The 21,493-nt window shown below is 62.0% G+C and carries 25 protein-coding genes and 1 tRNA gene; 10 read left to right on the top strand and 16 right to left on the bottom strand.

The features are described 5' to 3' along the window. Positions 1-76: 76 nt before the first annotated feature. The 3 genes from ACILSQ_RS19195 to ACILSQ_RS19185 all read right to left on the bottom strand — a co-directional run bounded on the left by ACILSQ_RS19195 (position 77) and on the right by ACILSQ_RS19185 (position 3,393). A complete protein-coding gene (locus ACILSQ_RS19195) occupies positions 77-1,300 on the bottom strand; it encodes a hypothetical protein (protein ID WP_395745267.1) in 1,224 nt (407 codons plus the stop codon). Positions 1,301-1,354: 54 nt separating this feature from the next. After that, positions 1,355-2,251, bottom strand: a complete 897-nt coding sequence (gene pssA / locus ACILSQ_RS19190) for a CDP-diacylglycerol--serine O-phosphatidyltransferase (RefSeq protein ID WP_395745266.1) — start codon at positions 2,249-2,251, stop codon at positions 1,355-1,357. A 104-nt stretch (positions 2,252-2,355) separates the two neighbouring features. Then, the gene (locus ACILSQ_RS19185; protein ID WP_395745265.1) at positions 2,356-3,393 is read right to left on the bottom strand and encodes a BPSS1187 family protein; all 1,038 of its coding nucleotides are present in this window, start codon (positions 3,391-3,393) and stop codon (positions 2,356-2,358) included. Positions 3,394-3,498: 105 nt separating this feature from the next. On the opposite strand from ACILSQ_RS19185, the gene ACILSQ_RS19180 reads away from it, so the two are divergent. The 5 genes from ACILSQ_RS19180 to sufT all read left to right on the top strand — a co-directional run bounded on the left by ACILSQ_RS19180 (position 3,499) and on the right by sufT (position 6,679). Then, the gene (locus tag ACILSQ_RS19180; protein ID WP_395745264.1) at positions 3,499-4,713 is read left to right on the top strand and encodes a hypothetical protein; all 1,215 of its coding nucleotides are present in this window, start codon (positions 3,499-3,501) and stop codon (positions 4,711-4,713) included. After that, positions 4,658-4,918: a hypothetical protein gene (locus ACILSQ_RS19175; protein WP_395745263.1), complete on the top strand. Its 261-nt coding sequence runs from the start codon at positions 4,658-4,660 to the stop codon at positions 4,916-4,918. The genes ACILSQ_RS19180 and ACILSQ_RS19175 overlap by 56 nt, the downstream gene beginning before the upstream one ends. 99 nt (positions 4,919-5,017) lie before the next feature. Then, entirely contained in the window at positions 5,018-5,581 is a 564-nt protein-coding gene (locus ACILSQ_RS19170) for a rhodanese-like domain-containing protein (protein WP_395745262.1), read from the top strand. A gap of 9 nt (positions 5,582-5,590) precedes the next feature. After that, entirely contained in the window at positions 5,591-6,076 is a 486-nt protein-coding gene (locus ACILSQ_RS19165) for an iron-sulfur cluster assembly scaffold protein (protein WP_395745261.1), read from the top strand. Positions 6,077-6,121: 45 nt separating this feature from the next. Then, positions 6,122-6,679 carry a putative Fe-S cluster assembly protein SufT gene (gene sufT / locus ACILSQ_RS19160; RefSeq protein ID WP_395745260.1) on the top strand — a complete coding sequence of 186 codons (558 nt, stop codon included), beginning with the start codon at positions 6,122-6,124 and terminating at the stop codon, positions 6,677-6,679. A 206-nt stretch (positions 6,680-6,885) separates the two neighbouring features. Here the strand turns inward: sufT and ACILSQ_RS19155 are convergent, their stop codons facing one another. Further along, positions 6,886-9,573, bottom strand: a complete 2,688-nt coding sequence (locus tag ACILSQ_RS19155) for a serine hydrolase (protein WP_395745259.1) — start codon at positions 9,571-9,573, stop codon at positions 6,886-6,888. A gap of 189 nt (positions 9,574-9,762) precedes the next feature. Continuing rightward, complete coding sequence (locus ACILSQ_RS19150; RefSeq protein ID WP_395745258.1) at positions 9,763-10,155, bottom strand: DUF488 domain-containing protein; 393 nt, start codon at positions 10,153-10,155, stop codon at positions 9,763-9,765. A gap of 155 nt (positions 10,156-10,310) precedes the next feature. On the opposite strand from ACILSQ_RS19150, the gene ACILSQ_RS19145 reads away from it, so the two are divergent. Next, entirely contained in the window at positions 10,311-11,030 is a 720-nt protein-coding gene (locus tag ACILSQ_RS19145; protein WP_395745257.1) for a metallophosphoesterase family protein, read from the top strand. A gap of 97 nt (positions 11,031-11,127) precedes the next feature. On the opposite strand, the gene ACILSQ_RS19140 is transcribed toward ACILSQ_RS19145, so the two are convergent. Both ACILSQ_RS19140 and ACILSQ_RS19135 read right to left on the bottom strand, forming a co-directional pair. Continuing rightward, positions 11,128-11,218, bottom strand: a tRNA-Ser gene (locus tag ACILSQ_RS19140). An 84-nt stretch (positions 11,219-11,302) separates the two neighbouring features. Continuing rightward, the gene (locus tag ACILSQ_RS19135; protein WP_395745256.1) at positions 11,303-11,626 is read right to left on the bottom strand and encodes a heavy-metal-associated domain-containing protein; all 324 of its coding nucleotides are present in this window, start codon (positions 11,624-11,626) and stop codon (positions 11,303-11,305) included. A gap of 148 nt (positions 11,627-11,774) precedes the next feature. Here ACILSQ_RS19135 and ACILSQ_RS19130 point away from each other — a divergent pair, with 148 nt between their 5' ends. The 3 genes from ACILSQ_RS19130 (at position 11,775) to sucD (ending at position 14,212) form a co-directional block, all read left to right on the top strand. Beyond that, complete coding sequence (locus ACILSQ_RS19130; RefSeq protein ID WP_395745255.1) at positions 11,775-12,839, top strand: hypothetical protein; 1,065 nt, start codon at positions 11,775-11,777, stop codon at positions 12,837-12,839. A gap of 4 nt (positions 12,840-12,843) precedes the next feature. After that, positions 12,844-13,212, top strand: a complete 369-nt coding sequence (locus ACILSQ_RS19125) for a diacylglycerol kinase family protein (RefSeq protein WP_395745254.1) — start codon at positions 12,844-12,846, stop codon at positions 13,210-13,212. A 91-nt stretch (positions 13,213-13,303) separates the two neighbouring features. Then, complete coding sequence (gene sucD, locus ACILSQ_RS19120) at positions 13,304-14,212, top strand: succinate--CoA ligase subunit alpha (protein WP_395745253.1); 909 nt, start codon at positions 13,304-13,306, stop codon at positions 14,210-14,212. 119 nt (positions 14,213-14,331) lie between these two features. Here sucD and ACILSQ_RS19115 read toward each other — a convergent pair whose 3' ends face one another. The 9 genes from ACILSQ_RS19115 to ACILSQ_RS19075 all read right to left on the bottom strand — a co-directional run bounded on the left by ACILSQ_RS19115 (position 14,332) and on the right by ACILSQ_RS19075 (position 20,200). After that, positions 14,332-14,658: a cupin domain-containing protein gene (locus ACILSQ_RS19115; protein ID WP_395745252.1), complete on the bottom strand. Its 327-nt coding sequence runs from the start codon at positions 14,656-14,658 to the stop codon at positions 14,332-14,334. Positions 14,659-14,675: 17 nt separating this feature from the next. Then, complete coding sequence (locus ACILSQ_RS19110) at positions 14,676-14,855, bottom strand: hypothetical protein (RefSeq protein ID WP_395745251.1); 180 nt, start codon at positions 14,853-14,855, stop codon at positions 14,676-14,678. A 112-nt stretch (positions 14,856-14,967) separates the two neighbouring features. Continuing rightward, a complete protein-coding gene (locus tag ACILSQ_RS19105; RefSeq protein ID WP_395745250.1) occupies positions 14,968-15,177 on the bottom strand; it encodes a CsbD family protein in 210 nt (69 codons plus the stop codon). 189 nt (positions 15,178-15,366) lie between these two features. Further along, on the bottom strand, positions 15,367-15,657 hold the full coding sequence (locus ACILSQ_RS19100) for a DUF2442 domain-containing protein (RefSeq protein WP_395745249.1): 291 nt from the start codon (positions 15,655-15,657) through the stop codon (positions 15,367-15,369). Positions 15,658-15,663: 6 nt separating this feature from the next. Then, positions 15,664-15,918, bottom strand: a complete 255-nt coding sequence (locus tag ACILSQ_RS19095) for a DUF4160 domain-containing protein (RefSeq protein ID WP_395745248.1) — start codon at positions 15,916-15,918, stop codon at positions 15,664-15,666. A gap of 46 nt (positions 15,919-15,964) precedes the next feature. Continuing rightward, the gene (locus ACILSQ_RS19090; RefSeq protein WP_395745247.1) at positions 15,965-16,345 is read right to left on the bottom strand and encodes a hypothetical protein; all 381 of its coding nucleotides are present in this window, start codon (positions 16,343-16,345) and stop codon (positions 15,965-15,967) included. A gap of 29 nt (positions 16,346-16,374) precedes the next feature. Continuing rightward, positions 16,375-17,061, bottom strand: coding sequence for a hypothetical protein (locus tag ACILSQ_RS19085; protein WP_395745246.1), 687 nt, complete (start codon positions 17,059-17,061; stop codon positions 16,375-16,377). A gap of 34 nt (positions 17,062-17,095) precedes the next feature. After that, positions 17,096-18,817 (bottom strand): putative ABC transporter permease subunit, encoded by a 1,722-nt coding sequence (locus tag ACILSQ_RS19080; protein WP_395745245.1) that lies wholly within the window; start codon positions 18,815-18,817, stop codon positions 17,096-17,098. Between the two features lie 15 nt (positions 18,818-18,832). Continuing rightward, complete coding sequence (locus ACILSQ_RS19075; protein ID WP_395745244.1) at positions 18,833-20,200, bottom strand: right-handed parallel beta-helix repeat-containing protein; 1,368 nt, start codon at positions 20,198-20,200, stop codon at positions 18,833-18,835. A gap of 152 nt (positions 20,201-20,352) precedes the next feature. Here ACILSQ_RS19075 and ACILSQ_RS19070 point away from each other — a divergent pair, with 152 nt between their 5' ends. Further along, positions 20,353-21,375: a cytochrome-c peroxidase gene (locus ACILSQ_RS19070; protein ID WP_395745243.1), complete on the top strand. Its 1,023-nt coding sequence runs from the start codon at positions 20,353-20,355 to the stop codon at positions 21,373-21,375. Positions 21,376-21,493: the final 118 nt, after the last annotated feature.

Raw genomic sequence — 21,493 nt, 5'->3', positions numbered from 1 at the left:
AAAAAGAAGCCGTTGCCGGAACTGGCGGGCCGATCTTAGGCAAGGCGGCGGAGCTAAGCAAGCAGGATGGGCCCGCTCAAACAACGATGGCGCCGGCCAGAATCTCAGCGGCGAGGCCGGGGATCTTTTCCAAGGTGCGGGAGGGGGTGTCACGCAGGGCTGGGACGTGCAGGGCGTCTTCTCCCATGCTGTGGAGCAGACGATCCAGCGCCTGGCCGAAGGCGGTGACGGCGGCGCTTTCCTCCTCCACGTCATGATGCAGGCCATTGAGCAGGGCCACGTGCTCGTAGCGCTGCAGCCACTCGGCGGCACGCGGGCGGTAGCGCTCAATGATGAGGCGCATGAGACTTTCGGCAGAGCGGGGCTCGGCCTCGCGCAGGACCTGGAAGGCGAGACAGCGCGCGACGTCCGCGGCGGCGGTGATGAGACCGGGCTCATTCACGCCGATCTGGTCGTGCGCCAGGCTGCGGTGCCGGTGCTCGAAGTGGAAGCCGAGATCCACCTGGCACTGCCTGCCGCAGGGCAGGTGGCGGTGGGCTTCGCAGAGGATGGCGATCTCCAGCCCCCAGCCGCCGGGCAGGGAGAAGTGCTCCAGAGACTGCATGTCGGCGGCAAACTCGCCGGAAAGCGGGTAGCGAAAGCTGTCGAGGTGTTCGAGGAGGGGCTTGGAGCCGAGCACATCACGGCAGGCCTGGATGAGAGGGAAGATAAGCAGGCGCGTGACACGGCCGTAGAGGCGGTCAGACACACGGCTGTAGTAGCCTTTGGCAAAGCGGTAGCCCATGCGCGGGTGCAGCAGCGGGTAGCAGAGGCGCCAGAGGATGTCGCGGCTGTAGTTCAGGATGTCGGTGTCGTGGCTGACGATGACACCTTTGAACCCGCGTGCATGCAGGTAGGCGATGCCCATCCAGATGTTCGAGCCTTTGCCCGCGTGTGGTCCGGCCAGCCCGGCCTGGTCCATGCGCTGGTACACCTGGGTGAGCTGAGGACCGTCATTCCATAAGATGTGGGCGGTTTTGCCACGGAGATTCTGGCGCAGGAAGAGGAGGGCGCGCTCGTGCTCGGCGGCGTTCATGCCGTTCATGCTGAGGATGACCTCGGAGATGTGGCCGGCCTGGGCGACTTCCTCAAGGATGCGCGGGAGGGCGGGGCGCTCGCACTCGGCGTAGAGGGCGGGCAGGAGCAGCGCCACGGGCTTGTCCCGCGCCCAGTCCAGCATCTCGGCCTCACGTGCGGAGCTGTCCGCGTGAGCCAGGTGGTGAAGGGTGGGCACGCGCGCGTGCTGATAGAAGTCTGCCATGGGGTTGGAGGGCCCTCAATTACACAGTCCCTGCGCGGCGTGAAACGAAAATGTTCAAATCTGCACGGTGCTGTCGCCGCCCGCTGAAGGCGGTGGCTGCTGCCGCGTGTCCTCCACGCCGTCGGTGCCATTCAGCGCCAGGGTCTCCACCTCGGGGTCGATTTCGACGGTTTCGGCCTCGATCTCGATCTCCTGGCGCCATTTGCGGGAGACCCAGGGGCGGACCAGACCATACATCAGGTAGCTCACAAACAGGACGGCTGGCATCCAGTGCCAGTTCATCACGGTGAAGGCGATGACGAAGATGCTGACCAGCACCCAGTGGAAGGAGCGCTTGGTGCGCCAGTTCACCGCCTTGAAGCTGGGGTACTCCAGATTGCTGACCATGAGGTAGGAGAGGAGGACCATGAGGCCGGCGAGGGCGTACTTCCAGTTTCCAATTTCGTGGTCGGTGCTGTCCAGCCAGATGATGAGGAGCGTGAGGGAGGAGATGACACCTGCCGCCGCCGGAATGGGGCAGCCGCGGAAGCCCTTCATGCTGCATTTTACATCCATGGCCGCGAGGCAGTTGAACCGCGCGAGGCGCATGGCGCCGCAGACCAGATAGATGCAGGAGATCAGCCAGCCGAGGCCTTTGGGAGTGTCGATCTCCTTGAGCACGATGTCATGCACCAGCAGGGCGGGAGCGACGCCGAAGGAGACGATGTCCGCCAGGGAGTCGAGCTCGCGGCCAAAGGGGCTCTCCGTGCCGCCCATGCGCGCCACGCGGCCGTCCAGAGCATCGAACAGGCAGGCCAGCAGGATGAAGACGATGGCGTAGTGGTAATGGTGGTTCATGGCCAGATGCCGGCCGTCGAAAATCTGCAGGATGGCGACGAAGCCGCAGAGGATGTTTCCTGCCGTCATCAGCGTGGGCAGGACCGGGATGCGTGGCTCGTAAGCTTGAGACATGGCTGCAAGGTGAATGCAGAATGACGAATGTCGAATGGGAAGAGGTGAGGCTGGCGGATGGTCAAAGGATCAAGGAGGCAAGGCACGCACCTGACCGCGCATTCTCACTTCTTCGTTTCCGCCGTCAGCATGTACTTCCATACGTCGCCAAAGCGTTCCTTGTTCTTGGGACTGAGCATGGTGCCGTGGGCAGTGGAGGAGTCCACCTTGGTGCCGGGGTAGTTGGTCATGAGGATGTGGGCGCCGCCGTAGGGGGCGGAGGCACCGTCCACGTAGGTGGGAGCGCCGAATTGATCGAGCCTGAGGGCCTTGAGGTTTTCAATCTGCGCGGCGGGCGTGCAGCCCTGGCGGTCCTGATCGTGATTGAAGGCGAAGTAGGCGCTTTTAGGGGTGGCGCCGGACTTGAGATACCAGGCGGCGGGTTTTTGCAGGGCGATGCTGTAGTCCTTGGGCGCGCCGAAGCAGAGGACTCGCGGCACTTGGTGATGAATGCCGATGAGCGCGGCGTGGCCGCCGCCCTGGGACTGGCCTGCCACGGCGATCTTTTCCCACTTCGGACTGCCGTCCGCATTGCGGTAGGCGCCCCAGTCCTCCTGCGGGAAGCGTTTGGCGAGCACGGCGAGGAGCTCGATGAGGCGGTTTTCAATGCTGTTGGTGCGGCTGACGGTGACGTGTGGAGAGGCGCCGCCCTGGATGATGCTGAGGCGGAATTTTTCGAAGGCCTCGGGGTCGGCCTCCTTGTTGCAGGAGGAGGCGGAGATGGTGTTGGGGTAGCTGAGGGAAATGACGTGGTAGCCGAGAGACGCTGCTGTGAGGCAGAACGCGTGGGAGGCGTAAACACGCACCTTGCCGGGCTCGGGCTCCTTCAGGTTGGGCGGCTGGGTGCCGGGAATGAAGAGCAGCAGCTCATGGCGGTCCGCGGGCAGGCTGGCATCGTGCTTCACCACGATGTCGCGCTGCACATAGACCCAGTGCGGCTCGTCAAAGTGAGGGTCGGATTCGGGATTGATGGCGCTGGGCTTGAAGAGGGTGTGGGTGACGCCTTCGGTGACGCGGGAATTCTGCGCGCGGGAAAGAGGCGCCGCCGCCAGCGAAAGCAGCCATAGGGAGGCAAAGAGGAGAGGGTGGCGGGAGGGAGGCATGCGCGGATGCTAGGCGGTGGGAGAGCACGAGCAACGGGCAAAGAACCCGATGGCGGTGGAAATTTAGGCATGACATCCCGGCGAAGTTTCAGCATGATCCGGCGCATGAAAGGGGCTTTTGTCTGCTGGCTGCTGCTGATTTCCTGGGTGCAGGCGCAGACGCTTTGGCTGAATTGGAAGGCGGCGGACTTTGTGCCGCTGACCGAGCTGCCATGGAAGGGGCTGGAACTGCATGAGGTGCCGAAGATTGTGGAGCGCATTTTTCGAGAGCCGAATGCTGACATCCGCTACGCCGTTCTAGGCGAGTATCTGCGGCAGGTGCCAATGCTGCACTTTGCGTATGCATTCGACACAGCGGTGCTGCTGGAGGGCGCGCAGGTGCCGGATGCCGTGGTGTCGCTGATGCTGCGCATCTGGGCGGAGCGTGATCCGCAGCAGGCGTGGGAGCGCACGCAGGAGCTTGTGCGGCTGGTGGGGTTTGAAGATCGCTGGCTGACGTACGATGCGTGGAAGGGGCGGCCGAAGATCCGGGTGCAGGATCTGGCGGCCATCCGAGCGTCGCGCTACTGGCTGAGCCGCAACGCGCTGCTGACCTACCCTCTTGGAGTGGAGGCATCCAAGGCGTCTGAGGCAGAAAGGGTGCGTTTGATGAAGGCTTTTGCCGACCTCTGGTTTGAAAAGTTTAAAAGCTGGCCGGGTACACCGGCAGAGCGGTTCGCCAAGGGCGGGGAGGTGCTGAAGATGTTTCAAGCTTACTCGTATGAGGGGATGCGACGAGGCGATGTAAACTCGCATGGGATCATGCTGCCGGAAGCTTTTGAGGTGGGCCTGCGCCGCTGGATTGTGGAGCGTCCGCAGGAAGGGGCTGCCATCGTAAAGTGCATCCGGCATCAGCACTGGAATGCGGATGCCATGCGATCCATCGCCGCCCATGACGCCTCCATCTCGGCAGAGTTTTTGCAGACGTGGTTCCAGGCCAGTCCGGGCACCTTGGAAGCCTGGGCCGACTCTGAGGAAATGAAGGAATCCAAGGAAGCATGGCTGGCCAAATGCATCATGATTTCAAAGGTGGACAAAGCCCGGCGGGCGGAGTGGCTGTCTGGCATCCAACCGGAAGACCTGAGCAGCCATCTGGCGGTGCTGGCACCATGGAACCCGGAACTGGCGATGGAGCTGGCAGTCCGCGCGCAGGACGGCGACTCGATTGAAGAAGTGGCCACGGCTGCGGTGTATGGCTTCGGCAGCCGGAACTGGAACCGGACGCATGCCGTGCTGGAAGAAGGAATGGCCTGGCAGGGAAAACCTGCTGCGCTTTTTTAGCGGCGAGGATGAATTTGCCGACGAAGGAGGCATGATCGACCGCACGTTTTGCGCCCTGCGGGTTTGGGCGGTCATACGGCCGGAGGAGATGCGTGAATGGATCGGCAGGCAGGAGGGGGCGGACATGCGCAAGGCGCTGACGTGGCTGCTGAAGCATCCGTGGGGCGAAGGGGAAGAAAAGCAGGAGCCGAACGTGACCGAGTGAGATGGCGGGGGGGGAGTGCTTCCTCGCGCCCTGTCTCCCCTCCGGCTTGCATTGAGTGGTTTTGCCGGTATGGCATTCTTCCCCCCCTCTTTTTCCACCATGCCCACTGCTGAACTTCCGCCGCTGACCGGCGACATGACGATGAGCCAGGTGCTCCAGGCCTACCCTGGGGCGCAGCGGGCTTTGTTTGCGAAGTATCACATCGGGGGCTGCCGGAGCTGTGGCTTTCAGCCGGGGGAGACGCTGGCGCAGGTGTGCGAGCGGAATGAAAACATTCCCGTGGCGGAGGCGGTGGCGCACATTCAGGAAAGCCACAAGGGCGATGCCTCGCTGCAGATATCCCCGCACGAGCTGGAGGTGCTGCTGCGCAACATGCCGGACCTGATGCTGCTGGACGTGCGCACGCGCGAGGAGCATGAGGCGGTGAAGCTGCCGGGCGCGCGCCTGCTGACACAGGAGCTGGTGCAGGACATCTTTACCAACGGCGACAAGACAAAGACGCTGGTGCTGTATGACCACACGGGCTCGCGCTCGCTGGATGCGGCAGCGTACTTCATCGGCCATGGATTTGCGGAGACCAAGTGTCTGACGGGCGGCATCGACGCCTACAGCACACAGGTTGATCCAAGCCTGCCGCGCTATCGTATCGAAATCGAAGACTGAATCACGACCATGGACGAAGCCGCCCTCCAGCAAGCCCTCACGGACACCCAGAACCTGGGAGAGATGCCCGATGCCGATGCCGTGGGCACGGTGGGCAGCCCGGACTGCGGCGACATGGTGCGCCTGTGGATCAAGTACAAGGAGAAGGACGGCAGGAAGGTGATCGACAAGGCGAGCTTCCAGAGCTTTGGCTGCCAGACGGCGATCGCGGTGGCGAGCATCGCGACCGAGCTGATTCGCGGCAAAACGAAGGAGGAGGCGCTGTCGCTTTCGGCTGAAGAGCTCAGCAAGCCGCTGGGCCCGCTGCCGCCGATGAAGATCCACTGCGGGCAGATGGTGGAAGGCGCGCTGCGTGCGGCGCTGGAGGCTGAGAAGCAGCCTGCGGCCATTGCTCCCGCCGCCCCCATGGCCGTCGATCAATCCGGCACTCTCGCTGATGCGCTGAGCGCCGCGGGTAAAACGCAGGGCAAAATCAAAATCGTCTTAACCAGCTAGTCCGGTCATTCGACATTCTAAATTCGTCATTCCTCATTTCCAAAAATGCACTCCTCCCTTGAACTCAAACGCGAAGTCGATGCCGTCCAGATTCCCAGCGGCGACCTGATCAAACTGCCGATGGGCATGAAGGTGATCATCACGCAGTCGCTCGGCGGCACTTACACGGTGGCCACGGACTTTGGGCTGGCGCGCATTCAGGCGGCGGATGTGGATGCCCTGGGGATCGACCCTGAGGCGAGCAAGAAGGAGCAGGAGAGCACCTCCTCCAACATTCCCGCGGATGTAAGCGATCTGGAAGGCCAGGTGTGGAACCAGCTCAAAAATGTCTATGACCCGGAGATCCCGGTGAACATCGTCGATCTCGGCCTGGTGTATGACTGCAAGGTGGAAGCCGATGCCGAGGGCAAAAACAAGGCCACGGTGAAGATGACGCTGACGGCGCCCGGCTGCGGCATGGGCCCGACGATTGCCGCCGATGCGCAGAGCCGCATCATGACGATCGAAGACATGGATGACGCCGCTGTGGAGCTGGTGTGGGATCCTGCGTGGAATCAGGGCATGATCAGCATCGAGGGAAAAATGAAGCTGGGGATGGTGTGAAGCTGCCCGGGTGCGCCGGAGATGGGCCGATCCCCGCTAAAAGATGTCCGCACGCGCAGGTTGCTTCCTGTGAGAGCCGGTGGGTCAATGAAAGCACGTGTGACATCTGACGGACCATGAGGGAGCTGCGCCGGAGTGGAAGCAGGTGCTGCATCATTTGGTGCAGCAGCTTGCGTTTAAGCAGCAGGCGGACGGATGATTCCCCGCTACGGCACCACCTCCACGACACAGCGGAAACCATCGCAGCGCCAGCGGCGGGTGGAGGGCTGATTACCGCGGAAGGAGGCCAGCAGCGGCATGGGGGCGCTGCTGCCCCAGGAGGCACCGCGCAGGACGTGGTCTTTTTTGTCGGCGTTATACCAGTCCTCGCACCACTCCCACACATTTCCGCCGAGATCGTGGATGCCGAGCGCATTGGGCGGAAAGCTCATGACGGGAGAGGTCAGGGGAAAGCCATCGGCATAGCCAGCGATGATCTTCTCCGCCGGGATTTGCTTCTGGCATTCGATGTCAGCGTAATTGCCAGCGCCCTTGCTGGGAGGCCATGTGCTGCCCCAGGGATAAACGTCCTTCAACTGACCGCTCAGGCTCTGCGGTGTGGTTTTGGCATCCGCCTCCTGCGCGGCGATGCCGACCGCAAGGCTCCACTCACGGTCGGTTGGCAGCCGGTAGGTGCGGCCTTCTTTTTGGCTGAGCCAGGCGCAGAAGGCCTTCGCATCATCCCAGCTCACATTCACCACCGGATGATCAGGGCCGACGGTGGCGGAGCGGCTGTCCAGCTTCGTGTCTTTCCAGGCGGCATTGGCTTCAGGATGGATGGCCGCATAACTGGCGTAGTCGGCACGGCGCGTCTCGTGCGCGCACATGAGGATGCTCGTGCCGGGCACGGGGACGAACTTCATGCCGAGGCTGTTGCTGAAAGGAGCTGCCGTCTCAGCGCTCGCATGCTTCGGCAGCGCACCCGGCACGTTTCCGAAATCAAATCCCTTCACGGCTTCGGCTGCCAGTGTGGAGATGCGGTGGTGCATCTGATACACAGCGGGGCGTGTGTCCGGCACGCCTTCCACGTAGCGGTTGCAGAAGAAGATCACGAAGGTGCGGGAGAAGGGATCGATCCACAGCATCTGCCCGGTCCAGCCAGTGTGACCATAGCCGCCGGTGGGAAACAGCGCACCGCGATGCAACGTGTAGTCATGCGGCGGCGTGCGGTAGGGTGTGTCGATGTCCCACCCGAGCCCGCGGCGCACGGGCAGGTTCCTGGCAGCGGGGCTGGTCAGGCCCGCCGGGCTTTGCACGCTGGTCATCAGCTTGACGGTCTCGGGTTTGAAGACACGGACGCCATCGAGTTCGCCGAGGTTCAGCATCATGCGGGCAAAGCGCGCCACATCCGCCGTGGTGGTGAAGAGCGAGGCATGCGCCGAGACATTCCCAGAGAGCCGCGCCACGGTGTCATCCACCAGCCCGCGCTGCGGCGCGCTGCTGGGTGCGACACGCATCAGCTTCTCGCCCTGCGGGCGAAACCCGCTGTCGTTCATGCGCAGCGGCTTGAAAATGCCCGTGGTGCAAAATTCGTCGAACTTCCTGCCTGTCACGCGCTCGACCACTCCGCCCAGCAGCATGGTGCCCACGCTGCTGTAGGAAAACTGGGCGCCGGGCTCAAACAGCAGCTTGGTGCGGCAGATCTGCGCGATGGCTTCGTCATGCGTGGTGAAGGATTGCGTGCGCGGATCGAGATTCACCGGCAGGCCGGAGGAGTGCACCAGAAGATGCCGGATAGTGACTTTCTCCCGCTCTTCGCCGGTGAATTCAGGCAGATGCTGCGACACGGGATCGTCCAGCTTGAACAAGCCGCGCTCCAGGCAGAGCATCGCGGCGCTGGCACCTGCCAAGGCTTTGGTGACGGAGGCCACATCAAAGATCGTGTCCTCGGTCATCGCCTCCTTCACGGGCTTGAGCGCACGCTGCCCATACGCCTTGTGGTAGGCCACGCCGTCATGCTCCACCCACAGCGCCCCGCCGACGATCATGGAGTCATGAATGGCCTGCTCGATGGTTGCGTCCAGTTCCGCCAGTTTCTCAGCGCGAAAGGTGGCGGCAGATTTCGCCGCCGCTGCCTCGGCCTCCTCCGCCTTCTGTGCCGCCAGGAGCGCGGCTTTGTTGGCGGGCCACTCAGGATTCGGCAGCGCCTCCCACACGCGGAAATGGCGAAAGCTCACCTCCGTGGCGGCCACCAGCATGACGCTGTGCTTGTCCGTGGCGATGAGCGGATTGCTCAACGCCACACTTTTCCCATCCACCGTGCCGACCACTTCATCGCCTTTGATCTCCATGACCAGCGTGTGCCATTCGTTGAGCTTGCCGGGGTTTCGCGCCACAGCGGGCTTGCCGGTCATGCGCTGCTTAGTTGCGGGGTTGATGCGGTCTGCATCGCTGGGCATGAGGTAGGCGGAACCAAGCCCCATGCCGAATGAAATCACATAGTCGGTGGTGTCCGTGGCCTTGATCAGCACTGAGCGATACTGCCTCCCCTCCGCCGGAACATCGTTCAGACGCACATCGCACTGGATGATCGCATCCTTGTATTGCAGGCCAAACGAGGCCGTTGCCGGATGGTGCGCCTCAGGACTCTCCATGCCCGTGAAGGTGCCGTCCGCCACCTGCCAGCGCCCGGTCTTTCCGCCCGTCGGTCCCGAGTTGTAACGCCAGCCGCTGAACCCACTGGCAAAACCCACGGGCTTGCCGGTAAACGGAGCCATCGGCTTTTCAAAATCCTCGCTGGCAAGCAGTTTGCCGCGTGTTGTCATCCATGTTTTGGGAAGATCATCCGCCATTCCAGAGGCAGCTCCCCAAAGTGCAGCCAGTGGGAGGGCGATGAGTGTGAGGAGGTGTTTCATGGCAAGGGGGAGATTGGGCACAGGGCGTTCGTGGTTCACACGATTGAACGCGGGTGTCGCAGGCATACGGCGCTGGCGGATGTTTCCATGCCTTCACACGCTTTTTTGTGATCTGCGCACAGCGAAGACGTCGCTTGTTTGGCAGGAGCGTTCCGTTTCGGGCTCCGCTCCTGCCGCCGCAGAAGTCCATCAGTGCGGTTTCAAAACCTTGCAGCGCTCGGCGACGAGCTGCTGCAGCAAGGAACGATGACAGCGGGTTTCGTCTTCGCAAAAGCAGCCCAGGCAGAAAGTGGCCTGCTGGGACATCAGGGCGAGCAGATCGATGATCTGGCTGCATTCGCGTTTTTTCATCTGGGAGCGGTAGCGGCGGGAAAAGACAGCCCAGGTGATTTTGTCGGAGAGATAGGCATTCACGAGATCCGCGGAGGGGGAGAGCAGGGGCAGCCAGAGGTCAAAGTAGCCGTCTTTGGCCCAGTCCTCGCGCCGCACACCGCGGGGCACATGGCGGGACACGCCAATGCGGAGTCCTTCGCCCTTCGAACGGGCGGAGCCATAGCGATAAATGCCGGGGGCGTGCTTCATCGGAGAAGTGGAAATCGCGTAGCCTCGCAATGGAGGCCTTGTATGGAATACGCGACTGGCAGGCGACTGGCCGTCTTGCCGCAAAGAATGACGATGACAGGGGATGTGTTTTTCATTACCTTGCCACCAGGGGCCAGGCGAGACGGGAGCAACCTATGAATTCGGACATTGCGGTCATCAGCGACGTGCATGGCAACCTCCAGGCGCTGGAGGCGGTGATGGAGGACATCCGCGCGCAGGGGGTGTCTGAATGCATCTGCCTGGGGGACACGGTGGGCTATGGGGGAAATCCCGCGGAGTGCATCGAGCGGGTGCGGGAGTTCTGCTCCTGGACGCTGCTGGGAAACCACGATGAATACACACTCAGCGGGAAGGGCCTGGGAGAGGTGGGGCCGGAGGTCCGCCATGCGATCCAGTGGACGCGGGGACAGCTCAATGATGCGCATCTGGCATGGCTGAGCTCGCTGCCGATGCGGTATGAGGGTGAGGATTTTGAGGCCGTGCATGCATCACTGCATGACTCTGGAACGTGGCCCTACCTGCTGCAGACCGGCGATGCCGCGCTGCATTTGAAACATCAGGTGAAACAGGTCTGCTTTGTGGGGCACACACATCAGCCGAAGTTCTGGCTGGAAGGGGAGGAGCGCGCCCTGGCAACCACGAGCCTGGAGAGCCTGCGCCCGGAGCGGAAACAGGTGATCAATGTCGGCTCCGTGGGGCAGCCGCGCGACCGGGATGAGCGCGCCTGCTATCTCCTCTATCGGCGCAGCCAGCAGGAGGTGTGGTGGCGGCGGGTCGCGTATGACATCGCGGGGGCGCAGCGTGCGATTGTTGCGGCGGGGCTGGCGGCGAAATTTGCGGCGCGGCTGGCTTGAGGTCGGCGTGCAGTTTTGGGCCAGCGAGGGGGTGGTGGCCCGTCCTTCGCTCTTCGAGCTACGGAGGGCATTCTTCACCTCCTTCGTCGGTGAAGAATGGCGGACAGGGAGGGATTCGAACCCTCGGTAGCTGTTTAGGCTACACACGCTTTCCAGGCGTGCTCATTAGACCACTCTGACACCTGTCCAAATTTCTTGCTCCGGCAAAAGGAGAGCGCGGATAGTGGCGCAGTCGGGGAGACAGGCAAGCGATTTTGCCCGCTGATTTTCACTCAGTTGTCGGGCTGGTCCGACTTCTTCCAGGCGTGCACGATGTAAGTGGAGGCGGAGGCGCCCAGAGCGGCGACGGCCTGCTCCTTGGTCAGCGAGGGGGAAGTGGAGGTGACGGTGACCTTCTGCGTGCCGGGCTTGTCGCCGGGGACGATCTGCACCTTGGAGACGCCTTCGAGCTTGGTGAAGGAGGCGGTGACGTGATCCTTGCAGCCGGCGCAGACCATGCCGGTCATCTCGGCGATGTAGTTGACAGGGGCGTCAGCCGCGATGGCTGAGCCGATGAAAAGAGAGAGGAGGGCGAGGATGAATGCGGGGCGTGTCATAGGCGGAGGGGGGGAAACACATATACGCAGGCTTTGTGCTTCCAAGTCCAAGTTTATGACGGTCTGGCACGTTGAGTGGAAGATTTTAGCCGGATAAAGAGTTTTCGTGCTCCTATTCGTATTTTGCCGTGTTTATTGAAACCCAACCATGAAACTGACCCCATTCCTGCCTGTGCTGGCCGTGCTGCTGGCATCGCCCGCCGGTGCGCAAACGCCCGCCAACCCTGCCACCGAACCTCCGGCTGTGGAGAACAAGGTGCTGCTGACGCCGGCGCAGACGGAGCACATCCTCAAAGAGCTGGAGAAGGTGGAGTCGCAGATTGGGAAGGGCAGAGGGGCGGTGTTTACGGCGGCGATGGCGAAATTTCGGGAGGGCATGGCGAGTCCCACGGCGGCCCTGGCTTTGTATCTGGACTGCTACAAGCTGGAGCACTTTGACCGCAAAAACCTAAAACAGGCGGATTACACGGACTGGCGCAACAAGAACGAGGCCAAGCTGAAGGATGAGGATTTCAAGAGGGCGCTGTGGCTGCAACTGGAGTTTCTGGTGATGACGATCCAGGCGCAGGAGATCGAGGATCCCGTGAAAATGGGACCCATTGTGACATCCATGCAGGCGTTTCTGGGCAAGGCGGTGACGGCCATCCAGGGGACCACCTCCCACTCCGCCTCGGGCGCGGTGACGGACAAGGACTCCAAAGGCGGACGCAGGGGCGGCGGCAATGTCCCTGCGGGAGACATCCTGGGCACGCTGCGCCAGGACGTGACGGAGTCCGAATTTGCCAAGGCCTACTCGCTGGGTGACTTCATGAAGCGGGAGGAGTGGGAGTACCAGCCGCTGAATGTGAAGGGCATCTACAGCAAAATCATCTTCCCCTATTATCTGGCGCAAAAGCCCACGGACCTGCCGGCCCAGTGGGATTCGCGGATCAATGCAGACACAGCCCTGCGGAAGGCGCTGATGAGCGAGACGGAATTCGCCGAGTACAGCAAGGACGCCGGCCCGCGCATGCTGTGGGAGAAGGACAACTACCTGGTGGCCAACAACGTCCTGCCGGTGCAGGCGCTGGCGGACATGCTGAAGGTGATCCAGGCCTACCCGAGCCATCCGGACGCCATGAACTGGCTGAAGGATTTCCGCGAGCTGGTGAAGCAGGTCTCCGAGCCGACCGCCGAGGCGGCTGCGACGGAAAAACCCGCGGGAGTGCAATAGCCGCATGTTCCGCTGGCTTGCCGGAGTGCTCCGCAGCTTTGGTCCCGCGCTGGCGGGACTGGCATGGGCGCTGAAAACGCAGGGGAACCTGCGGGCGCATGTGCTCGCCGCCGTGCTGGCGGGCGGCTGCGGCCTGTGGCTGCAGATCGCCGCGTGGGAGTGGTGCGCGGTGCTGCTGGCGGTGGGGCTGGTCTTTGCCGCCGAGCTGCTGAACACGGCGCTGGAAGTGCTGGCGGACCGGGTGAGCAAAGAGCGTGAGGAGCCCATCCGCCGGACGAAGGATGCCGCCGCCGCGGCGGTGCTGATGGCGGCCTTGGCGGCGCTGGGAGTGGGACTGGTGGTGTTTCTGCCGAAGCTCTGGCGGCTGCTTTGAGAATATTCCGCCGCCGCCTTGACGCCGCGAAGCACACTTCTATGATGCGAGGCTTTTTTGCGCCCCCAAAACCCTTACCGAATCACTCCCGATGGCTATTCTTGTTGAAACCGACACCCGCATTCTTGTTCAAGGCATCACCGGAGATTTCGGCTCGCGCCATGCGAAGGCATCCATTGAGTACGGCACCCAGCTCGTGGCGGGTGTGACGCCAGGCAAGGGCGGCCAGGTTTTTGAGCACGCTGGCAAGAAGGTGCCGGTGTTTGACACCGTCTCCGAAGCCGCCCGTGAAACCGGCGCGACGGTGAGCGTGATCTTTGTGCCGCCGCCCTTCGCCGCTGACGCCATCCTCGAAGGCGTGGACGCCGGTCTGGACCTGGTGGTGGCCATCACCGAAGGCATTCCGGTCAATGACATGATCAAGGTCAAGGCGGCCATGAAAGGCAGCAAGACGCGCCTGATCGGCCCGAACTGCCCCGGTCTGGTGACCCCCGGCCACGGAGAGAAGTCCCACGGCGGCTGCCGCATCGGCATCGCTCCGGGTTACATTCACAAGCGTGGCAATGTGGGCGTGGTCAGCCGTTCCGGCACGCTCACCTATGAGGCGGTGTGGCAGCTCACCACGCGTGGGTACGGCCAGAGCACCTGCGTGGGCATCGGCGGTGACCCGGTCAATGGCACCAATCACCTCGATGTGCTGAAGATGTTCAACGATGATCCGGAAACCGAGGCGATCATCATGATCGGTGAAATCGGCGGCAATGCCGAAGTCGAAGCCGGTCGCTGGGCCAAGGACAACTGCAAGAAGCCCATCGCCGCCTTCATCGCCGGAGCCACGGCTCCTGCCGGCCGCCGCATGGGGCATGCCGGGGCCATCATTGGCGGTGCTGATGACACGGCCGCTGCGAAGAAGAAGATCCTCGCCGAATGCGGCATCGCTGTTTCTGATTCGCCTGCCGACATGGCAGCCACGCTGCTGAAGCGCTGGGGCAAGGCGTGATTTGAAGTGGCGGTCTTGAACTGATCCAGCGCGACAGGCTTTTCTTCGCGCTGGACAAATGAGCGCCCGGAAGATGGCGAGAACGCTGGGCGCGGGACACGAGCGCCCCTCGTGCCACCTTACGTGGGGTCGTCCGTCGGGTAGGCGGGCGGACCGTAAACGGTGAAGGCGAAGGCTGGTGAGGTGCCCTGATTGATGAAGCGGTGCTCCACGCCGGCGGGGACGGTCACGCATTGGTTCTCCCGCAGGGTGGCGCGTTCGCCGCCGATTTCTGCGACGACTTCACCTTCCAAAAGGAGCACTACTTGATCGCTATGCGGGTGGGTGTTGGGTTCCTCGGAGGTGGCGTCCCCGGGAGCCAGTCTCATGGTGGCGGACTGGCTGCGGCCGGTGGTGACCAGAAGGTGGAAATCTTCGTCTGAGCCCCGTATGTTGGCGATGTTCATGGATTGATGGCAAGCCGCTAGTAGCGCGAGCGCGTGGTGGTCGTCTGGGTCGTTTGAGACATGCCGGAGGGAGTGGGCACTGTCTCTCTGGTCACGGTGGTGGTTGTGGGTTTGTCGTGGCTGACGATGGAGATGCAGGACGACAGAGAAAGACCACCGAGGAGTGCGAGGAGGGTGAAGGTTGGATGCGCTTTCATACATCCCTTCTTCGCTGCCAGCAGCCCTCATGGGTGTATGCAAGGCTCAGCGAATCTGAGCCAGCACCGGGCCCGGCATACACTCAGAAGGGCATGCCGGGCCGCTGAAGCATCAATGGCAGCCGCACTCGCTGTCGCAGTTTTCCTTCATGTAGCGTTTGATCGCTTCCTGCGATTCGCCGGTGCGCTTTTGGATGCGGCCGATAAGCTCATCCGATTTTCCTTCCGCAAACTGAAGATCGTCGTCCGTCAGATTGGCCCATTTCTGTTTGAGCTTGCCCTTGAGGATGTTCCAGTTGCCTTTGGTTTCTGTTGCAGTCATAACATTGAGGGGTTGGGGTTTTGACCGCCGTATGGCGGCAACAGGAAATCGGCGTGGGCGCGCCTTTTCAGCGTCAGGGCGGTGGCCCGCACGCGAGTAGGGGCGGGGTGGGACGGTTGTTTACAGTCGTTGACGATGGCTGACCGTGGTTGTCCAAACCAATGAAGCGGCTGCGCCGCTATTTTGCGATCACGCGGTGATGAAGCCCTGGCTTGCCCAGCTGTGCAGCGTTACCGGATCAATGTTGTAGCCGTTAGGCCATGTGATCACGCCGTCTTCAATGGTCACCTGGGCGAAGTAGGAGGGATCGCGCAAGGGCTCCGCCATCGGGCCGTGATTTTCCTTCACCTCATCGGTGAAATCAAGCTCTGCCACAAGGCGATCACGAAAGCGCAGGGTGAGACGATGCTCGTCCGTGACACGTAACGTGGTGACTTTGCAGTCCAGCAGCGTTGGCCGGGTGTCGAGGATAGTGCTCATGGCGTGTCAGTCAATGGTGGTGAAATTTAAGCCGGCGAGCGCCAGATTCCAGCGTTCAGTGAGCTCCGTCTGGTGCAAGATAGCCCACTCAGAGACAAGCTTCAACTGCGCCTGAGGCAGGCTGCCGACAAGCGCTATGCCGTTGAATAGCATGGCAACCTCATCGCCCTGGTAAGATGCATGGAAATGTGGCGGATTATGCTCACGAAAATTCATCGTAAGCTTGATGCCTTGGAGCAGCTGACGAGTTAGTCTTGGCATGAAATAAAGCCCAATGGTCTTCCGGTAAGCGTCCCGCTTGCCGTAATCAGCTCCAGAAGTGAAACCACTGGTTCAGCCAGCCGAGGACCGCGGCGATGGAGCCGACGACGAGGAGGCCTTCGGTGAGGAGTCGCAGGCGTTCGCTGCGCTGGGCGCGGCGCTTGGCGATGGGGACGCGACGACTGCGCGGCGCCGGCGTTGAGAGCTCCATGGGCGGGACCATGTTCACGTTCGCGAGGCGGTGCTGGCGCTGGATGCGCGGTGCGGCGGTGATGAAGCACTCCAGGCGATGGATCTGGCTGTTGAGTTCATCCGCGCGTTTGGTCAGATGGCGCGACTTGCTCTTGGGCGAGGCCTCCTCTTTCAAGGCCGGGGCAGGCTTCGAACGACGTGAGCGGACTTTACGGTTGCCAGAAAACAGAGCCATAAGGAGATGCGGTGAAGGGTGGATGAAAATCAGAACATGAGGCGGATCAGGACGATGGCGACGATCACCGTTCCGATGAGCGGAAGGGTGAAGGCAAAGCCACGGCGCAGCCAGGTCTGAAGGTCGTCCGCGCTGGAGGTGAAAGCGGGCATCACTGGAGCATTGGCTTCATCGAGGCTGACGGGGCCGCCAGCAGAGACGCCCTCCTGCGGGCCCATGGCGTGGAGGCGGCGGATGCCTTTGGCGTAGTCGCCTTCGGCGTCGTCAATCGCGGCCAGGGCGGAGTCAAGCTCCTCGCTCACCTGGGCGCGGTGCCATTTTTCGGGCTGGAGGGATTTCAAAATTTCCTGATGACGGCGGAAGTCGTCGTGGATGGAGGCGAGGTCCTCCACGCGCTTCTGGGCGTCGTAGAGTTCGCGTTCCACCAGGCTGGCGGAGCGGCTGATTTTTTCGAGGAGGTCGCGCTTTCCGGCGACAAAGCGCTCCTGCTTGATGCGGAGGGCTTCGAGATGCTGCTTCTGGCGTTCGATCTCCTCCTGCTGCCGGCGGAGCTCAAGAAGCTGCTCCTGCGCGGCCTTGACCTTGGAGTCCACATTCTCCAGCGAGGAAGTCACGGCATGCCCGTCCATGAACTCGGGAGCATCTTCAAAGACGAGGAGATTGTCCTCATGGTGACCGTTAACGGGGGCGGGAGCAGATGCTTTGCGAGTGATCATGGGAGTACTGGAAATTATTTCCAATATCCAGATACTACAGATGTCTTAAATATTCCAGATTTTTCGTCTGCCTTTTAGCAAAAAAGTAAGGCAGGGCACCAAAAACCACGGTGAGCAAAGCCACTCCAGCCAGGGCGGCGAGTTCGATCTGAGTGTTATAGCGGACCAAGGTCACCGCATCCTGGCGGAGATTCTGCCAGGAAGGAATCAGAAGCAGGACGATGCCGCCGACGATGTAAACAAAGCTGGCGATGAGACAGACGGTGCCGCCGAAGCCGGAGACGATGCGCGCGGGATTGGACTCGCGGAAGTTCGGCACCAGCGCGCCGAGAGAGAGCGCGAGGGAGGTAAGGCCGTAGCTCATCAACAAAATGGACGCGCTGAAAAAGAGGATGCGCTGCCCGGGCAGGCCGAGAGAGAATCCCGAAACTACGACCAAGGTGACCATGACGAGAGCCAGCACACTGGCGCTGAGGCGGAGCTTCAGGGCCAGGACGCGGTGCAGGGGCAGGGGGGAGAGCCCCAAAATCCAGAGGCGCTGTCCTTCCAGGCTGAACTGCGGGTAGATGAAGCGGGTGGTGAGGGTGGAGAGAGCCAGGCAGCAGACCAGCAGGTTCAGGTGGCTGACCACGGTGATCCAGAACGGGCTCTGCAAATCATAGCCCAGCTTGCGCAGGTTCATCGAATAGAGCAGCAGAAGGCCGAAGATGATGGCCGTCTGGCCCCACTGCACAGGCTCGCGCAGAAAGGTGCGGACTTCCTTCACCAGAAGCGCGAAGGAGGCGCGGTCCAGGCCGAGCATGCGCCGCAGCCAGTGATTTTTGGCGCTGGACTGGGGCCGGGGTGCCGCGGCTTTGGCCTTGCTGCCGGCGCCTGGCGCGGCGCTCATGATGCGGTTCCATGCGGGGTAATAGAAGGCGCTGGCGATGCGGGTGGTGATGAGAATGCTCATCAGCGCATTGGCCAGCAGAACGAGGTTGAAAAACAGGGCGCGCTCAGAGATGCCCCGCGCGGCGGCCTGGATGGTTTCAGCCACCCAGGAGCTGGGCAGCAGGGGATGCATGCAGATCTCGGTGTGTTTGAGAATCTGATTCAGGCTCGCGCTCATGTCGCCGGAGTTGAAAGTCTCGACGCTGGACTGCCAGATCGGCAGGGTCCGGACGAGAAGAAGCACGAGGATGAGGACCAGGGGCTTCCACATCCAGCGCCGGGACCAGCGCACCAGGATGATGAGCAGCCAGGTCGAAACATTGGCGGCGATCATCACCAGTGCGAGCAGCGCTGGAAGGACTACGAGAAGGAACTTCGCATCCGCCTTGTAGCTCTGAGCCAGCGCCAGGAGGATGGGGGTGCTGAGCAGCAGGAGGCCCCAGCTTGCCAGCAGCATGCCCTCCAGCGTCTTCCACAGCACGAGGCTGCGCGGGGGCAGGGGAAGCGCGATCTGCCATTCCATGTCCTTGCGCCGGAAGAGGCTCATGCCGGTGATGGTGGCATTGGAGATGACCAGCATGACCAGGAAGAAAAAGAACAGCAGAAACACCAGCCGCTCCGTGAGCAGGGGGCCGATGAGGGGAAGCTTCATCATGAACTCCAGGCCGCGTGCCACCAGCAGGTAGGCGGCGAGGCTGTACAGGCCGAGAAAGCCCGCAACGGTGGCGCTGAGCAGGCGGTTTTCACGCAGGCCAAAGCGCAGCTTGTGCCGCAGCATGCGGCCGTGGGCGCGGGCCAGCAGCCATGTGGCGGATGCAGTGGTCATTCGCGGATGGCAGCGCTATTTGGTGCCGAGCACATTGAGCTCCACGACGTTGTCCTTGCCTTCCACCACGCTGAGGGAGGATTCCTTGCTGCGCTTTTCCTCGGCACGGTCATCGCGGATGATATTGCCGACGACCATGCTGCCGGTCACCTTTTCGAGGCGCAGGCCGTTGCCGTCGGAGTCCAGGATGCTGTTGTGGGAGATCTGAAGGCGGCTGCAGGACTCGACGTCCACCGCCGCGCGCTGCCTCCACACGCCGCTGATGATGTTGTTGCTGAAGATGCTGTCCGTGCAGCGCTGGATGAGGATGCCGTTTTTCTCCGCATTGTCGTTGCCATTGACGAGGTAGCGGGGATTGCGGTCAAAGTTGTTGCCGGTGATGACGATGTTGTCGCAGTCCGCGACGATGAGATCGTGCTCAAAACCTTCCCAGAAGGTGTTGCCGGTGATGGTGACGCCGCGGGAGTGCCGGACCTCCACATTCACCTGGACGTCGCTGAAGACATTGGCGGTGATGGTCACGTTCCCTTCGCGGGTGGTTTCCCGCCCGGAGCGGCGCAGCAGGGAGGGGTCTGTGCCGGAGCCGATGATGCGGATGTTGGCCGAGTCCGGCGACTTGTGGGTGTGCTGCAGGGTGCAGCCGGTGATGGCCACCTCGCCGATGGAGCCGCCACGGGAGTCGAGCATCACATTGGCGCTGGGCGGGCCGTCCTTGCCGTGATTGCCCTCGATGTCGCAGGTGCCGATGTGGAGGTTGCGCACGTTTCCGCCCACGGACACCACGCCGCCGCCATCATTGTAGCTGATGTGGCTGCCGACGATGTTGGACTGGTGCAGGTTCACATTGTCGTAGAAGACGCCGATGCCCTTGTTGTTGTAGAAGTGGCAGGCGGAGATGAGCACGTTGCGGTTGCGTACAGAGAGATGCACGGCGTGGCGGCATTCACGAATGACGACGCGGCTGAGGGTGATCTGCATGGTGCCGGTGGCCTCGATGCCGTCCGCCTTGTCGTCCGCGCCGACGATTTCGATGCCGTCCACCATGGGTGTGCGCTGGCTCTCCCAGACTTCGGGTTTGAAGCTGGCGGGGTCCGCCGAGCCCTCATGCGTGCCGACGAAATGCAGGGCAGGGCCTTCACCCGCCATGATCAGCCGCACGGTGCCGTCTCCGGTCAGCGCCGCGAAGCCGGTCTTGGCGAGATCAATCTTCACGGTCTGCGTGAGCAGGTAGGTGCCCTTGGGCAGCTTCACGCTGCCGAGGGTGTCAAAAAGATGCTGAATGGCCGCGGTGTCATCGGTCTTGCCATCGCCCACGGGCTGCTCCTGGGCCAGGGCCACGCTGCCTGCGGTGAGCAGCAGAAGAAGAAAAGATTTTGAGAACATTTGATGAGCCTAGCTGCGCGGCGGGGATTTCGTCAATTTGAAGCTGTGGTTGATGTTGAGAAATCGTCTCATGCCATGCGGTTGTGCATTCGCTTGAAACCCGCGGCTTCCACGCCACGTATCGAGTCGCTGCCTCCCAACACCACACTCTCATGCACTCCACCGCACGCATCCTTGCCCTTCTCGCCGGCCTGAGCACCGCCTCCGCCTTTGCGCAGGTCGATCTGTCAGATCAGTACCTGCCGATGTTCATGCCACTGCCTGCGGAGGCAGCGGCCGCCGGCAACGAACTGACGGAGGCGAAGATCAATCTCGGCCGCCAGCTCTTCTATGAGACCCGCATTTCCAAAGGTGGCAAAATGTCCTGCAATTCCTGCCACATCCTGGAAAAATATGGCAACGACAACCTGCCCTTCTCGCCAGGCCACGAAGGCAAGCTCGGCGGCCGCAGCTCGCCTTCGGTGTATAATGCCGCGCTGCACATCGCGCAGTTCTGGGATGGCCGCGCGCCCAGCGTGGAGGAGCAGGCGAAAGGCCCGGTGCTCAACCCCGTGGAAATGGGCGCACCGGACGAGGCCTTTGTGGTCAAGGTGCTCAAAAGCATGCCCGGCTACGTGGAGGCCTTCAAGGCCGCCTTCCCCGGCGAGGCCGACCCAGTGAACTACAACAACTTCGGCAAGGCCGTGGGCGCCTTTGAGCGCAAGCTGCTCACGCCCGGGAAGTGGGACGCCTATCTCAAAGGCAACAAGGAGGCCCTGACCGCGGAGGAGAAGAAGGGCTTTTCCATCTTTGTGAAAACCGGCTGTGTCACCTGCCACAACGGTGTCGGTGTGGGCGGCATGATGTATCAGAAGCTCGGCCTCATCAAAGCCTGGCCCGACCTCAAGGACAACGGACGTGCGGATATTTCCAAGAACGTGGGTGAGAAGGGTTTCTTCAAGGTCCCCAGCCTTCGCAACATCACTGAAACCTACCCTTACCTGCATGACGGCTCGGTGAAGACGCTGGATGAGATGGTCAAAAAAATGGCCGAGCACCAGCTTGGCAAGACTTTGAGCGATGAAGAGACCGCCTCGATCATCACCTTCCTCAAGTCGCTGAAGGGCGAACTTCCCGCGGACTACATCAAGGCGCCCAAGCTGCCGGAGAGCACGGCTGACACGCCCAAGGCGTAAGCGAACGGCTTCTCACATACATCATCAACTTTTGCATCAGCCGGGCCCGCAAGCCCGGCTGATTGATTGTCTGCCCTTCAAGGCTTGACACCCGGTTTATTTCCAGAATAAAACGGCG

The sequence above is a fragment of the Prosthecobacter sp. genome (assembly GCF_044227185.1).
Lineage (GTDB): Bacteria > Verrucomicrobiota > Verrucomicrobiia > Verrucomicrobiales > Verrucomicrobiaceae > Prosthecobacter.
Note: the sequence above shows the minus strand (reverse complement) of the source record. Positions and strands in the feature narration are given on the sequence as shown.